Annotated in this window: 12 protein-coding genes; 5 read left to right on the forward strand and 7 right to left on the reverse strand. The window is 65.1% G+C overall.

The features are described 5' to 3' along the window. The 3 genes from LB523_RS24055 to thrC are packed head-to-tail and all read right to left on the reverse strand — an operon-like array spanning window position 1 to window position 3,317. Complete coding sequence (locus LB523_RS24055) at window positions 1–597, reverse strand: GNAT family N-acetyltransferase (RefSeq protein WP_140541542.1); 597 nt, start codon at window positions 595–597, stop codon at window positions 1–3. A gap of 15 nt (window positions 598–612) precedes the next feature. After that, window positions 613–1,905 (reverse strand): M16 family metallopeptidase, encoded by a 1,293-nt coding sequence (locus LB523_RS24060; RefSeq protein WP_224607601.1) that lies wholly within the window; start codon window positions 1,903–1,905, stop codon window positions 613–615. 14 nt (window positions 1,906–1,919) lie between these two features. Beyond that, window positions 1,920–3,317 (reverse strand): threonine synthase, encoded by a 1,398-nt coding sequence (thrC, locus tag LB523_RS24065; protein ID WP_224607604.1) that lies wholly within the window; start codon window positions 3,315–3,317, stop codon window positions 1,920–1,922. A gap of 128 nt (window positions 3,318–3,445) precedes the next feature. On the opposite strand from thrC, the gene LB523_RS24070 reads away from it, so the two are divergent. Beyond that, window positions 3,446–4,189 carry a hypothetical protein gene (locus LB523_RS24070; RefSeq protein ID WP_224607607.1) on the forward strand — a complete coding sequence of 248 codons (744 nt, stop codon included), beginning with the start codon at window positions 3,446–3,448 and terminating at the stop codon, window positions 4,187–4,189. Window positions 4,190–4,214: 25 nt separating this feature from the next. On the opposite strand, the gene LB523_RS24075 is transcribed toward LB523_RS24070, so the two are convergent. Continuing rightward, window positions 4,215–4,904: an HAD family hydrolase gene (locus LB523_RS24075; RefSeq protein ID WP_224526341.1), complete on the reverse strand. Its 690-nt coding sequence runs from the start codon at window positions 4,902–4,904 to the stop codon at window positions 4,215–4,217. A gap of 173 nt (window positions 4,905–5,077) precedes the next feature. Between LB523_RS24075 and LB523_RS24080 the strand changes: the two genes are divergently transcribed. Then, window positions 5,078–6,211 carry a site-specific DNA-methyltransferase gene (locus LB523_RS24080; RefSeq protein WP_224605052.1) on the forward strand — a complete coding sequence of 378 codons (1,134 nt, stop codon included), beginning with the start codon at window positions 5,078–5,080 and terminating at the stop codon, window positions 6,209–6,211. A gap of 51 nt (window positions 6,212–6,262) precedes the next feature. On the opposite strand, the gene LB523_RS24085 is transcribed toward LB523_RS24080, so the two are convergent. Both LB523_RS24085 and mutY read right to left on the reverse strand, forming a co-directional pair. After that, on the reverse strand, window positions 6,263–6,874 hold the full coding sequence (locus LB523_RS24085; protein ID WP_224607611.1) for an HAD family hydrolase: 612 nt from the start codon (window positions 6,872–6,874) through the stop codon (window positions 6,263–6,265). Window positions 6,875–6,884: 10 nt separating this feature from the next. Next, entirely contained in the window at window positions 6,885–8,039 is a 1,155-nt protein-coding gene (mutY, locus tag LB523_RS24090) for an A/G-specific adenine glycosylase (RefSeq protein ID WP_224607614.1), read from the reverse strand. A gap of 32 nt (window positions 8,040–8,071) precedes the next feature. Between mutY and LB523_RS24095 the strand changes: the two genes are divergently transcribed. From LB523_RS24095 to smc, 3 genes are all read left to right on the forward strand, one after another. Beyond that, window positions 8,072–8,581 (forward strand): DUF721 domain-containing protein, encoded by a 510-nt coding sequence (locus LB523_RS24095; protein WP_224607617.1) that lies wholly within the window; start codon window positions 8,072–8,074, stop codon window positions 8,579–8,581. 154 nt (window positions 8,582–8,735) lie between these two features. Beyond that, window positions 8,736–9,482 carry a DsbA family protein gene (locus tag LB523_RS24100; protein WP_224607619.1) on the forward strand — a complete coding sequence of 249 codons (747 nt, stop codon included), beginning with the start codon at window positions 8,736–8,738 and terminating at the stop codon, window positions 9,480–9,482. Between the two features lie 63 nt (window positions 9,483–9,545). Further along, entirely contained in the window at window positions 9,546–13,004 is a 3,459-nt protein-coding gene (gene smc, locus LB523_RS24105; protein ID WP_224607621.1) for a chromosome segregation protein SMC, read from the forward strand. A gap of 32 nt (window positions 13,005–13,036) precedes the next feature. Here the strand turns inward: smc and LB523_RS24110 are convergent, their stop codons facing one another. Beyond that, complete coding sequence (locus tag LB523_RS24110; RefSeq protein WP_224607625.1) at window positions 13,037–14,749, reverse strand: HAD family hydrolase; 1,713 nt, start codon at window positions 14,747–14,749, stop codon at window positions 13,037–13,039. Window positions 14,750–14,900: the final 151 nt, after the last annotated feature.

A 14,900-nucleotide genomic window follows, 5' to 3' on the forward strand; every position in this document is an offset into this window, starting at 1 on the left:
TCAGCCCTTCGTTCCATCGCCCGGCGGATCGTCCGCGATCCGGGCGTAGAGGTAGTGATCCTGCCAGATGCCGTTGATCCTGAGATAGGATCGCAGAAGTCCTTCGCGCCGGAATCCGGCTTTTTCAAGCACACGGATCGACCGGGCATTTTCGGGAATACAGGCAGCTTCGATCCGGTGCAACCGCAGCGTATCGAAGGCGAAGCGCGACACCAGCTTGACCGCCTCGGTCATCATGCCGCGGCCGCCGAAGCGTTCACCGATCCAGTAGCCGATATGGCCGCTCTGCGCGACGCCGTGGCGGATGTTGCCGAGCGTGATGCCGCCGGCGAGCTTGCCGCTCGATTTTTCGAAGATGAAGAAGGCGATAGCCGTGCCCTGGGCATAATCCTCGCGATAGCGGCTGATGCGCAGGCGCCAGGCATTGCGGTCGAGCTCGTCCGGCTGCCAGCGCGGCTCCCAGGGTTCGAGGAAGGCGCGGCTTTCGCCGCGCACCGCCGACCATTCGCGATAGTCGTTGGTCAAGGGCACGCGCAGCGTGACCTTGTCGCCCTTCAGTGCCGGCAGGTCGCGGCGAAAGAAAGGGAGCGCGAACACGGTTTTGGTCGAAGATCAGACGGCGAGCCGGCGGGCCGTCGTCTGCGGGCCCGCAAGCGATTCGAGGATCGCCTCGTAGGGCGCAAGCGTGCCCACGGGACCGACCGCGGTAACCGTCGGCTTGGTCGAGAACAGCCGCGAGGAGAGATCGGTCAGCCGCTCGACGGTCAGCGCCGAAAGCCGCTCCATCAATTCCTCTTTGGCAATCGGCCGCCCGAACAACAGCAGTTGCCGGGCAATCTGCGAGGCGCGGCTCGCTGGGCTTTCGGCCGACATGATCAGGCCGGCGCGATATTGCGCCCGCGCCCGGTCGAGCTCGTCCTGCTGGATGCTCTCGCCGGCCTTCTGCAATTCGCCGATGATCACCGGCACCAGCTTGGCGATGTCGCTCTGCCCGGTGGCGGCATGCACGCCGAAGATGCCGGTGTCGGAAAAACCCCAGTGGAAGGCATAGACCGAGTAGCAGAGGCCACGCTTCTCGCGCACCTCCTGGAACAGCCGCGACGACATGCCGCCGCCCAGGATCATCGACAGCACCTGCGAGGCGTAGAAATCGCGCACATGGTAGGCGCGGCCCTCGAAGCCGAGCACGATCTGCGCATCCATCAGGTCGCGGTCCTCGCGGAAGTCGCCGCCGACATATTGCGCATATTGCGGGATATTGCCCGCCGCCTTGGCGCGGAAGCCGCCAAGCCGCTTCTCGACCTCGTGCACGAAATTGTCGTGCTTGACGTCGCCGGCGGCCACGACGACCATCCGCTCCGCGTCATATTGGCGCTCGATGAAGCTGTGCAGCTGTTTGGAGGTGAAGGATTTGACCGTCTCCGGCGTGCCGAGGATCGAGCGGCCGATGGTCTGATGACGGAAAGCCGTTTCGGTGAAGCGGTCGAAGACGATGTCGTCGGGCGTGTCGTGCGCGGCGCCGATCTCCTGCAGGATCACATGCTGCTCGCGCTCCAGCTCGTCCGGATCGAATTCGGACTCCTGCAGGATGTCGGCCAGGATATCGACCGCCAGCGGCACGTCGTCGGAAAGCACCCTGGCGTAGTAGGAGGTCGTCTCGACGCTGGTGGCGGCGTTGATCTCGCCGCCGACATTCTCGATTTCCGAGGCGATCTCGAAGGCGCTGCGGCGCTTCGTGCCCTTGAACGCCATGTGCTCGAGCAGATGGGCCATGCCATGCTCTTCGTCGCGCTCGTTGCGGGCGCCTGACTTGACCCAGACACCAAGGGCAACCGATTCGATGCTTGGAAGGGTTTCGGTGGCGACTGTCAGGCCGTTCGACAGACGGCTTACCTCAACACCCATATGGCAAGTACTCCCTAACGCGCCGCCCGCGAGTGGCGGTCCACGTAATCTTCCACCATTTTCAAGTCGGATGGAAGTATCGTGTATTTTTCGTCGGCTGTCATCAAGCCGCCTAGCCATGCGGGCAGGGCAGGGGTGATGCCGCTCGCGGCCTCGACCGCCGCCGGGAATTTCGCCGGATGCGCGGTGCCGAGCACCACCATGGGCACCGCGCCGGAGTCCTGGGTGGCGGCGACACGGACGGCTGCGGCCGTATGCGGATCGAGCAGGTAGTTGCTCGCCTCGAGTGTCGCGCGGATGGTGGCGGCGATCTCGTCGACGCTAGCGCGGCCGGCGTCGAATTCGGCGCGGATGCGCTTGAGCTCGCCCTCCTCGATGGTGAAGGCGCCCGACTGCTTCAGGCCGTTCATATAGCGCCGCACGGTCTCGGCATTGCGGCCTGCGGCCTCGAACAGCAGCCGCTCGAAATTAGACGACACCTGGATGTCCATCGACGGCGAGGTCGTGGCGAACACGCCCTTGGTGCGGTATTCGCCGCTCGCCAGTGTGCGTGCCAGGATGTCGTTGTCGTTGGTGGCGATAATCAGCCGCTCGATCGGCAGGCCCATGCGCTTGGCGGCGTAGCCGGCGAAAATATCGCCGAAATTGCCCGTCGGCACGGTGAAGGAGACTGGCCTGTCGGGCGCGCCGAGCGACAGGGCCGACGAGAAATAATAGACGATCTGGGCCATGATGCGGGCCCAGTTGATCGAATTCACACCCGACAGCGACACCCTGTCGCGAAAGGCGTGGTCGTTGAACATGTCCTTAACCAGGCCCTGGCAGTCGTCGAAATTGCCTTCGACCGACAGCGCATGGACGTTTGCCGCGCTCGACGTCGTCATCTGGCGCTGCTGCACCGGCGATACCTTGCCGTTCGGGAACAGGATGAAGATGTCGGTGCGGTCGCGGCCGGCGAACGCATCGATCGCGGCACCCCCTGTGTCGCCCGAGGTCGCGCCGACGATGGTGGCGCGTTTGCCCCGTTCCGAAAGCACATGATCCATCAGTCGCGCCAGCAACTGCATCGCCACGTCCTTGAAGGCCAGCGTCGGGCCGTGGAACAGCTCGAGGATGAAGGTGTTTTTCCCGGTCTGCACCAGCGGGCAGACGGCCTCGTGCCGGAAAGTAGCATAGGCCTCGCGCACCAGCCGCTTGAAGACGGGCGCCGCGATCTCGCCGCCGAGGAACGGCGTCAGCACGCGGATGGCAAGGTCCGGATAGGCAAGGCCGCGCATGGCGCGGATGTCGGCGGCCGAAAACTGTGGCCACTCGCGCGGCACGTAGAGCCCGCCGTCGCGCGCCAGGCCGGCCAGCACAGCGTCGGAAAATCCAAGCGCGGGCGCATCCCCGCGGGTACTCACATATTGCATCGTCAAAGGCCTATTGCTGCCGGTCGCGTCATCCACGGCAATTGGTTAATTTTCCGAGCCCGCTCAGTCGCATTTTTGCCGCGCGGTTGCTATACGTCACCGGCTTTGTGAGAGGGAAGTGCAGTTTCATGGCGTTTTATTCGGTCAACCGTCGTTTTGTCGCGGGTCTGGCGCTCACCGGCTTTATGCTTGCCGCCGCCGGCTGCCAATCGAGCGACAATGGTATTCTTAACTTTGGTCTAACCAAGAAGGATCCCGTCGCGCCGCCGCCGCCGCAGGATCCCAAGATCCTCGCCAGCCAGTTGCGAGCCTATTGTCCGAAGGTGACGCTGCGCGACGGCACTGCCTATTTCAACACCTATGCCAAGGGCACGACGGCGAAGCCCAAGAAAAAGAAGGTTGACGCCGCGGCCGACGCCGAGGCCGAGGCAGCCGCCGCGGCCGCGCAGACCGGACCCAACGGCCAGCCGATCGATCCCGCTCACGATCCGTCGAAGATTATCTACCAGGCGTCGATCACCGACGTGACGCGCGATTGCACCCATGCCAACGGCCAGATGTCAATGAAGATAGCCGTCGCCGGCAAGATCGTGCCGGGGCCGATGTTCGCGCCCGGCACCGTCACCATGCCGATCCGCATCGCGGTTCAGCATGGCGAGGAGGTGCTTTATTCGCAGCTGCATCCGTACCAGGTGCAGGTTACCGACCCATCGGCCGCTACCCAATTCGTCTTCGTCGACAACAACGTCGTGGTGCCGGAGCCGACCGCGCGCGACTACCAGGCCTATGCCGGCTATGACGAGAACACGCCGGTCGCCTCGGCGGACAAGCCGAAAGGCAAGAGGAAGAAGCGCGCTCCGGCGACGAACTGAGCAAGGGCCAGGATTCGAACGATCCTCAAGCGTCTTCCGACCACTCCGACAGCGCCGCGATCGTGCTGTTGAGCTCCGCCCAGCGCCGGATGACCGTTTCGGCGCCGGCCTCGGTCAGCGCATCGGCATGGCCCGGATAGCTGTGCCCGGCGCCGGTGAAGCCGATGACGCGCATGCCGGCGGCCCTGGCGCCGGCGATGCCGTGCACGGAATCCTCGATCACGAAAGTGTTCTTCGGGTTGGCGCCGAGCTTTTCGGCGGCGTAGAGAAACACGTCCGGCGCCGGCTTGGTCTTCTTGCTGGGAATATCGAGGCCCGAAAAGATGCGGCCGGCGAAGAACGGCAGCAGCCGCACCTTCTCCAGCATGAATTCGACCCGCTCAGTGCGTGAATTGGAGCAGACGGCGCGCGGCGCGGTTACGGCCGCCACCGCCTCGCGAGCGCCGTCGATGATGCGAACGTCTGCGCGCAGCTTGCGGTCGACGAGTTCCTCCTCGCGGTCGATCAGCGAGGCCTGGAATGGGATCCGCGACTTCTCCTCGACCCGCAGCATGATGTCCTTGAAGGTCAGGCCGGCATAGGTCTCGGCAAGCTCCTCGGCCGAAATCTCGAATCCGGCCGACGTCAGAAGCTCGGCATCGACGCGCGCGGCGATGATTTCGGAATCGACGAGCACGCCGTCGCAATCGAAGATGACAAGGTCTGGCTGGGGCATGGCAATCCGGAAGTTGAGAAGGGGAGCGTGGCATGGCTGGCCCAAGCGGTGCGGCATACACCAACGGGCCGCTCTTCGCAAACCGAGCAAGCGTCTGCAGCCTTCACTGAATGTTTACGCTGATCGGTAACCATAACGGTCAGTAAACCGTAACGCGTGCTTTGGGTGTTTTGATGTCTGCCATGCGTCTTCTCGACGAGCTTTCCCACGCTCCCCAGCGGTCCGAATGGCTGGATACCATCCTGAAAGGCGATTGCGTCGCCGCGCTTGACCGCCTGCCGGAAAAGTCGATCGACATCATCTTCGCCGACCCGCCCTATAATCTGCAGCTCGACGGCGACCTGCACCGGCCCGACCAGTCCAAGGTCGACGCCGTCGACGACGACTGGGATCAATTCGAGAGTTTCGAGGCTTATGACGCCTTTACCCGTGCCTGGCTGCTCGCGGCGCGGCGCGTGCTGAAGCCCAGCGGCACCATCTGGGTCATCGGCTCCTATCACAACATCTTCCGCGTCGGCGCCCGCATGCAGGATCTCGGCTTCTGGATCCTGAACGACATCGTCTGGCGCAAGACCAACCCGATGCCGAATTTCCGTGGCCGGCGCTTCCAGAACGCGCATGAGACGATGATCTGGGCCTCGCGAGACCAGAAGGCCAAGGGCTATACTTTCAACTACGAAGCGCTGAAGGCCTCGAACGACGACCTGCAGATGCGCTCCGACTGGCTGTTCCCGATCTGCACCGGCGGCGAGCGGCTCAAGGACGAGAATGGCAACAAGCTGCATCCGACGCAGAAGCCGGAGGCTTTGCTTGCCCGCATCATGATGGCCTCGACCAAGCCGGGCGACGTCGTGCTCGATCCCTTCTTCGGTTCCGGCACCACCGGCGCCGTCGCCAAGCGCCTGGGCCGCCACTTTGTCGGCATCGAGCGCGAGCAAGCCTATATCGATGCCGCCAATGAGCGCATCGCCGCGGTACGGCCCCTGGAAAGCGCCGATCTCACCGTGCTGTCCGGCAAGCGCGCCGAACCGCGCGTCGCCTTCATCAGCCTGCTCGACAATGGCCTGGTGGCCCCGGGCGCCACGCTCTACGACGCCAAGAAGCGCTGGGCGGCCAAAGTGCGCGCCGACGGCACGCTGGCCATCGGCGACAGCGCCGGCTCCATCCACAAGATCGGCGCCGAGGTGCAGGGGCTGGATGCCTGCAATGGCTGGACCTTCTGGCACTATGAGCGCAGCGGCGGCTTGACCCCGATCGACGAGCTGCGCCGCATCGCCCGCCTCGGCATGGAGCGGGCAGGGGGCTGATTCGCCTGAAGCTGAACCAAAACATCAACGGATCGCCGCAAGCGATTCAGATCAGGCAGCAATCCCCAGCCGCTCAAGGTCTGCTTTAAGCGTCTCGGCGTCGGTGAACAGCACCGCCTGCCAGCCGGCGGCCTTGGCGCCGTCGACATTCTTCTGGCTGTCGTCGATGAATAGCGAAGCCGCCGGATCGAGCCCGAACGAAGCGACGTGATGGTCGTAGATGGCGCGGTCCGGCTTGATCAGGCCGATGTCGCCGGAGACCGTGATGCCGCGCGGCTTTTCAAGGAACGGAAAACGGGCGCGAGCCTCGCGGAATGTGTCCGACGCCCAGTTGGTGAGCAGGGTCACGTCGCGGCCGTCATCGATCAGGCCCTCGAGCAGCGCGACGCTGTCGTCATAGGCATGCGGCACCATATCGTGCCAGTGGCGGCGGAAGTTGCGGATGTTCTCGGCATGGGCGGGATGCTCGGCGATCAGCAACGACTCGGCCTCTTCCCAGGTCCGGCCACGGTCCTGCTCGATGTTCCAGGCGCTTGTGCAGACATTGTCGAAGAACCACCGCCGCTCCTCGGCATCGGGGATCAGGCGGCTGAATGGAATGTCCCGATCGTAATGGATAAGCACCTTGCCGATGTCGAAGACGATATGGCGGATTTCGGTCATTGCGGTCCTTTCAATGCGGGTGCTGCTTTTTGGTCGCGCCCGGTATGGCCGTCTCGATTACCTTTTTCATGACGGTGGGCAGCGCTTCCCCGGAAATTTCATGGGCCAGCGACCAGAAATACCCGTCGGGCGCATCGCGCTTGACATGGGCATGAAAGATGTCGAGCTCGAGCGCGAAATGTGTGAAGACGTGGCCGATCTGCCCGGCGCGCCGCCAATCGGCGGGAAAAGGCGCGGCATCCGCCGTCGTCGCGCCATCCACCCTGGCGGTCCAGGCGGTGGTCGGCACCTCCGTCATGCCGCCGAGCAGGCCCTTGTCGGGCCGCTTGCGTAAGAGGATGGCGCCGTCGTCGCGCTCGGCGACGAAGGCGGCACCCTTGCGCAGCGGCTTGTCGTCTTTCGGCAGGCGGACCGGAAAGCGTTCCGGATCGCCGCTGAGAATGGCGCTGCAATCCTCGCGCACCGGGCACAGCATGCAGCGCGGCCGCTTCGGCGTGCAGATCGTCGCGCCGAGATCCATCATCGCCTGGGCGAAATCGCCGGGCCGCGTTTGCGGGACCAGCTTTTCCACCAGGGCGCGGATTTGCGGTTTGGCTTCGCTAAGCGGCGTCTCGATCGAATAGAGCCGGGCCACGACCCGCTCGACATTGCCGTCAACGACTGCCGCCGGCCGGTCGAAGGCGATCGCCGCGATCGCCGCCGCTGTGTAGGCACCAATGCCGGGCAATTCGCGCAGGCCCGCCTCGGTGTCGGGAAAGCGGCCGCCTCGCAGCGCCACGAGGTCGGCGCAGGCCTTCAGGTTGCGCGCTCTTGAGTAATAGCCGAGCCCGGCCCAGGCCTTCATCACGTCCTCGGCGGGCGCCGCCGCCAGCGCCTGGACCGTCGGCCATTTCTCGACGAACTTGCGGAAATAGGCTTTTACCGCCTCGACCGTGGTCTGTTGCAGCATCACCTCGGACAACCAAACGCGATAGGGGTCGGGCCTTTCGCCGCGCGCAAACGCGCCGGGCGTCACGCGCCAGGGCAAGTCGCGATGATGCGCATCATACCAGGCAAGCAGGCAGGCCCCGATATCCCGGGATCCAGCTTTGCTGGCATCTCTGGATCCCGCGTCGCCGGATGCGGCCTGCTGTGATGCCTTGCGGGTCTGGTTTAGTGGTGCCATTGATCGGATGAACTGGGGACTGGAGAACGCACATGGCAGGGAAAAGGCCCTTCGGCAATCCCGTTCCGGTCAGCGATCTCGCGACCGAGATCCTCGATCCGGTGCTGAAGAAGCGCGCCGGCATCTCGATCGGGCTGGTGCAGTCCTGGGAAGAAATCGCCGGGCCTCGGCTCGCCAGCCATTCGCGGCCGGAGAAGATCCAGTGGCCGCGCCGCCTGCACGAAGACGATCCGTTCGAGCCGGCGACGTTGATCATCGCCTGCGAGGGCATGGCCGCGCTGCATCTGCAGCACGAGGCCGGCGAGGTGATCAACCGCGTCAACGCCTTCCTGGGTTTCAACGCGGTCGGCCGCATCAAGATTCTGCAAAAACCGGTGCTTTCGCAAAAGGCGCGCCCAAAGCCGGCGCCGCGGCCTTTGAGCGAGGCCGAGAAATCGAAGCTTTCGCGCATGGTCGGCAAGATCGAGGACGACGGCCTGCGCGGTTCGCTGGAGCGGCTCGGCGCTACAATTATGGGTGAAAGGAAGCCCAAAGGGTCGTAAGAAGCGTCATGAATGCGTTACCGATCTCGCGCATTCGTGATGCTTGTGATCAAGTTTCCCGATTGGATTGGGGATCGCGATGCCTTAATTCGCGCCAACTCTCGCCTTTTCTAGCCCTTGCATTGCAAAATCCAACCGATATCAGGTGATTCGCATGAACCGTGCCCCGTTTGGCAAAAGTCTGTCTCGCAGAAACCTTCTGACCACGCTGGCTGCTGTTCCTGCGGTGGCGCTGCTTGCAGCATGCAGCGACTCCGGCGAGGAGGCCAAGGCCGCCGATTTGAAGCCGGCCAACCCGTCGACGCCTGCCAAGCCGGCCGCGACGCCGGCGGCGGCCCAGGTGCCCGAGGCGCAGGGCACCGTCGACATGGCGGAGCTGCTGAAGCCCGGCGCGCTGCCCGACAAGCAGCTCGGCAAGGACGACGCCAAGGTCACAATCGTCGAATACGCATCGATGACCTGCCCGCATTGCGCGCATTTCAACGACACCACCTTCCCTCAGTTGAAGTCGAAATACATCGACACCGGCAAGGTCCGTTACATCCTGCGCGAATTCCCATTCGACCCGAGCGCTGAGGCCGGCTTCATGCTGGCGCGCTGCTCGAAGGATAATTACTTCGCCATGGTCGACGTGCTGTTCAAGCAGCAGCCGAGCTGGGTTGGCGTCAGCAACACCAAGGAAGCGCTGCTGCAGATCTCGAAGCTTGCCGGTTTTACACAGGAGTCCTTTGAGTCCTGCTTGACGGACCAGAAACTTCTGGACGATGTGAGAGCAGTCCAGAAACGCGGAGCGGACGAGTTCAAGGTCGACTCGACGCCGACCTTCTTCATCAATGGAAAGACCTACAAAGGGGCGATGTCGATTGAGGAAATGTCGGCCATCATCGACCCTCTGCTCTGACGTCCAGGCCGCGCCGAAGCGGTCCGGCTTCGGCGCGCACCCCTGTAGTGTTGGGCGGCGCGAATGAAGTTTTCGCGCCTTCGCCTCCTTGGTTTCAAGTCCTTCGTCGAGCCCGGCGAGTTCGTCATCGAACGCGGGCTGACCGGCATTGTCGGGCCGAACGGCTGCGGCAAGTCGAACCTCGTCGAAGCGCTGCGCTGGGTGATGGGCGAAAGCTCCTATAAGAACATGCGCGCGTCCGGCATGGACGACGTGATCTTCTCGGGCTCCGGTGCCCGGCCGGCGCGCAACACCGCCGAAGTCACGCTTTTCCTCGACAACACCGACCGCACGGCACCCGCCGCCTTCAACGATGCCGATGAATTGCAGGTGTCGCGCCGCATCGAGCGCGAGGCGGGCTCGCTCTACCGCATCAACGGCAAGGAAGCGCGCGCCAAGGACGTGCAGCTTCTGTTCGCCGACCAGTCGACCGGCGCGCGCTCGCCCTCGATGGTCGGGCAGGGCCGCATCGGCGAGCTGATCCAGGCCAAGCCCCAGGCCCGTCGCGCGCTGCTCGAAGAGGCGGCAGGCATTTCCGGCCTGCACACGCGCCGTCATGAAGCCGAGCTCAGACTGAAGGGTGCCGAGCAGAACCTCGAACGGCTGGACGACGTCGTCGGCGAGCTGGAAGGCCAGATCGAAAGCCTGAAGCGCCAGGCGCGCCAGGCCTCGCGCTTCAAGAACCTGTCGGCCGATATCCGCAAGGCCGAGGCAACGCTCTTGCATCTGCGCTGGACGCTGGCCAAGGCGCAGGAAGGCGAGGCGCGTTCAGCGCTTGCCGTCGCCACCACGCTGGTCGGCGACCGCGCCGCCGCCCAGATGGCGGCGGCCAGGGAGCAGGGCATCGCCGCGCACCGGCTGCCCGATCTGCGCGACGCCGAAGCCGCCGCAGCCGCCGCCTTCCAGCGCCTGTCGATCGCCAAGACCCAGATCGAGGAAGAGGCCGGCCGCATCCGTGCGCGCCAGACCGAGCTCGAACGCCGGCTGCAGCAGCTCGACGCCGACATCGCCCGCGAGGAGCGGATGGTGCGCGACAATGCCGACATCCTCGAGCGCCTGCGCACCGAGGAAGCCGAGCTCAATTCGGAAAACGCCGGTGCTGCCGAGCGCGAGGCGACCACGCGCGCCGCCTTCGAGCAGGCCGGCGCGACGCTCTCGCAGAGCGAAGCAAAACTTGCCGCGCTGACCGCCGAGCGCGCCGAGGCGGCCGCCTCGCGCCACCAGATCGAGCGCTCGCTGCGCGAGACCGCCGAGCGCCGCGACCGCTTCGCGCGCCAGCTTGCCGAGGTAGATCGCGAGCTTTCTGATATCGTCGCGCGGATTTCCGGCCTGCCCGATCCGGCCGAGAAGCGCCTGCTGGTCGAGGACGCGCTGGCTCGGCTGGAAGAGAGCGAGGCCGGCGCCATTTCCGCCGAGCAGGCCGTCGCCGAGGCTCGCGCCGCCGAAAGCGCGGCTCGCCCGCCGCTGCAGGACGCCAGGGCAGAACTGGCGCGCATCGAGACCGAAGCGCGCACGCTGGCCAAGATCCTCAACGCCGCCAGCGGCGATCTCTTTCCTTCCGTGCTGGAGCAGATCAATGTCGAGCGCGGCTATGAAACCGCGCTTGGCGCAGCCCTCGGCGAGGATCTCGACGTCCCGCTCGACCGCAGCGCCCCGGTGCATTGGGGCGAAAGCGCGGTGCAGCCCAGCGATGCGGCGCTGCCTGAAGGCGTGAAGAGCCTTGCCAGCGTCGTGCGCGCGCCGGCGCAGCTTGCGCGCCGTCTGGCGCAGATCGGCATCGTCGACGGCGCCGACGGCCGTCGTATTCAGGCGCAGCTTTCGCCCGGCCAGCGGCTGGTCAGCCGCGACGGCGCGCTCTGGCGCTGGGACGGCCTTACCGCGAGCGCCGATGCCCCGACCGCCGCCGCGCAGCGGCTGGCGCAGAAGAACCGCCTGGCCGAGCTCGATGCCGAAGCCGTGCAGGCGACGCGCGTCGTGCGCGAGGCCGAGGAAGCGCTGGCTCGCGCCGAGCAGGCGATGCGCCAGGCAAGTGAGGCCGAGCGCAATGCGCGCCAAGCCGGCCGCGATGCCCAGCATGCGCTGGATGCCGCCCGCAATGCGCTGGCCGAGGCCGAGAAGGCCGGCGGCGAGCTGTTGAGCCGGCGCGCCGCGCTTGAAGAGGCACGCGCTCGCATCGTTGATAGCCATGAGGAGACGCAGGCCGCCTTCCTCGAAGCCGAGGAGATGCTGAAGGACGCGCCCGATCTCGGCGACCTGCAGCTTCAGCTCGAACAGGCTTCCGCCAACGTCGCGCGCGACCGCGCCACGCTTGCCGATGCGCGCGCAGTGCATGAAGGGCTACGGCGCGAGGCCGAGGCGCGTATTCGCCGGCTGGATGCCATCGGTGCCGAGCGCAGGAACTGGCTGGAGCGCGCCGAAAATGCCTCGACACAGATCGCCGCCCTCGGCGAGCGCAAGGCTGAAGCCGAAGCCGAGCGCGAGCGGCTGGCCGATGCGCCGGACGAGATCGACGCCAAGCGCCGTGCCCTGCTGACGCAGCTTTCCGAGGCCGAGGCGCTGCGCAAGGCTGCCGGCGACCGCCTGCAGGAGGCGGAAAACAAGCAGGCGGAGCTCGACAAGGCGGCCACCGCCGCCATCCAGTCGCTCGCCGAATCGCGCGAAACCCGCGTTCGCGCCGAGGAGCGGCTGACCGCGGCGGATGAACGCCGCGCCGAGGTCGAGGCGCGCATCCAGGAGGCGCTGAACACGCCGCCACATCTGGTCATCAAGCATACCGGCCTCGAAGCCGACGATCCGATGCCCGACATGGCCGAGATCGAACGCCAGCTCGACCGGCTGAAGATCGAGCGCGAGCGGCTCGGCGCCGTGAACCTGCGCGCCGAGGAGGAGCAGAAGGAACTGTCCGACAGGCTGGAAACCATCGTTTCCGAGCGCGAGGACATCATCGAGGCGATCCGCAAGCTGCGCCAGGCAATCCAGAGCCTCAACCGCGAGGGCCGCGAGCGGCTGCTGTCGGCCTTCGAGGTGGTCAACGGCCATTTCCAGCGGCTCTTCTCGCATCTCTTCGGCGGCGGCACGGCCGAGCTGCAGTTGATCGAGTCGGAGGATCCGCTGGAGGCGGGGCTGGAAATCCTCGCCCGCCCGCCCGGCAAGAAGCCGCAGACTATGACGCTGCTTTCCGGCGGCGAGCAGGCGCTGACCGCGATGTCGCTGATCTTCGCGGTGTTCCTCACCAACCCCGCGCCGATTTGCGTGCTCGACGAGGTCGACGCGCCGCTCGACGATCACAATGTCGAGCGCTTCTGCAATTTGATGGACGAGATGTCGAAGACCACCGAGACGCGCTTCGTCATCATCACCCACAACCCCATCACCATGGCGCGCATGGACCGGCTGTTCGGCGTTACCATGGCCGAGCAGGGCGTCAGCCAGCTGGTCTCGGTCGATCTGCAGGCTGCCGAAGCGATGCGCGAGGCGAGCTGAGAGCTCGGCCGGTTCAGGCTGGCGAACCTGCTCTACGTCTCCGCAGCCGTAGCAGGCGCCGTGTAGCGCCTCCGCACGGCGTCGATCACCAGCTTGCGGCTCTCGTCGGCCGACAATGCCTTGTTCTTCTCCGCCTCAGCCGTTTCTCGGGCGAGGTCCTTGTCCCTGATCTGTTGGCGGAACCATTTGGAATAGTCGCCGGCGCGCAGATGGTATTCCCATGTCTTGTCGTCGATGCCTTCCGCCATCTGCGCGAAGATGATGAGATTGTGGGCTCTGAGGTTCATCGCCTTCCTCGGGCCGGTGAAGTAGAAGCTGCCCGCCTCGTCGAGCTCGCCCTCGGCATATTTGCGGCTGTGGCGCTTCAGCGACTGGTCGGGCTCGACCGCCTTCACCGTGAACGGCTTCTTGCCGTCGTGCGGCCGCCAGAACAGCACCCGGTCGCCCTTGGGCAACGGAATGCTTTTTGGAGCCTGGAGCCCCGTCTCCTTGCAGAAGGTCTTGATCACGCCCTTCGCCTTGGGCCCAAGCGCAATCACCGCCGTCACCAGGCCGAGCGCATCGGTCGAGATCGCTTCCGGATGGACAGTGATCAGCACCGTGCCGGGCAGCTCGATCGAAAGCACGGATCGCGTATCCCCGCGTCGCTTGGGCATCAAATGATGCGCCTCGTCGATGATCAGCCAGTGCGGCCTTGCCGTGCGATAGCGGACATTGCCGAGGCCGGGCAGCAATTCAGCGAAGAAATCGGGCCTCTCATCGACCTTCAGCGCCAGGCCGTTGACCACGATATTGGTCTGCGGTTTCTCGATCAATTCCAGCAACTGTTCCTTGTTCGGCGCGGTCGAGCCGTTGCCGAGCGGCACCGCGCCTTTCAGTCCGTCATAGTCGCCCTCGGGGTCGAAAATGCAGAATTGCAAACCCTTTTCGACCAGCCGCTCGGTGAGCGCCGTGGCCAAGGTCGATTTGCCGATGCCCGAGCTGCCGGCGATCAGCACTGTTTCCATCGGCGACAAGTAGATGTCCTTGCCGCGTGAGGTCCCGAGCAGCACGCCGCGCAAGCGTTTTTTAGCCAGCAGATGATCGTGCTTGACCAGCCTGCGGATCAGCTCCTCGACGCCCTTGCCGCGCGTTTCCTTGGTGACGAGGTCGGCGGTTTCCTTGACGGCGGGCAGCGCATTGGCCACCGCGACGCTGCAGCCCGAAGCCCTGAGGAAGGCGTGGTCGTTTTCGGCGTCGCCGACGGCCACGACATTGTGCGGCGACAGCTTCAGGTCGTCGAGCGCTGCCGCCAACCCGGTCGCCTTGTTGATGCCGGAAGGCAGGATCATAACCGCGCCCTTGTTGAAGATGATCTCCAGCTCCAGCCCAAGCTGCTTGATGACGTCGAGCACGGTGGCTTGGTGCGGCTCCCAGGTGGCGACGATCGAGCGGCCGACGGACAGCGGCTTCACGCCGCGCTTTTTGAGCCTGTCGACAAGATCCGCGGAAGGCGAGGGGGCGATCGTGCGCTCTTCCTCGCTGGCCGGCGTGTAGACCAGCGCGCCGTTTTCGGCGACCACCTTGTCGAACAGGGAAAGTTCGGGAAACACCTCCTTGAGATCGGGCAGTTCCCGCCCTGTGACCAGGATCAGCTTGCGCCCGGACTTCTTCAGCTTCTCCAGTGCCAAGATCGTGCTGGCCGCGACAAGGCCATCATGCGCCAGCGTGCCATCATAATCGGTGGCCAGTGCCATGAAATACATCGGTTGAAACCTCTCCGAACGGTGTTTGTCGGTCCGTCTGGAACGAACAACGCCTGTCGGCGGAAAAGGTTTAGGCCGATGGTTGGCGTCGAAACGATCGCGGTGTTTCGCCCAGCTCACGGCCCATACAGCGCGCCGCCCAGCCGAATTG

It is taken from the genome of Mesorhizobium sp. ESP-6-4, assembly GCF_020164735.1.
Taxonomy (GTDB): Bacteria; Pseudomonadota; Alphaproteobacteria; order Rhizobiales; family Rhizobiaceae; genus Mesorhizobium.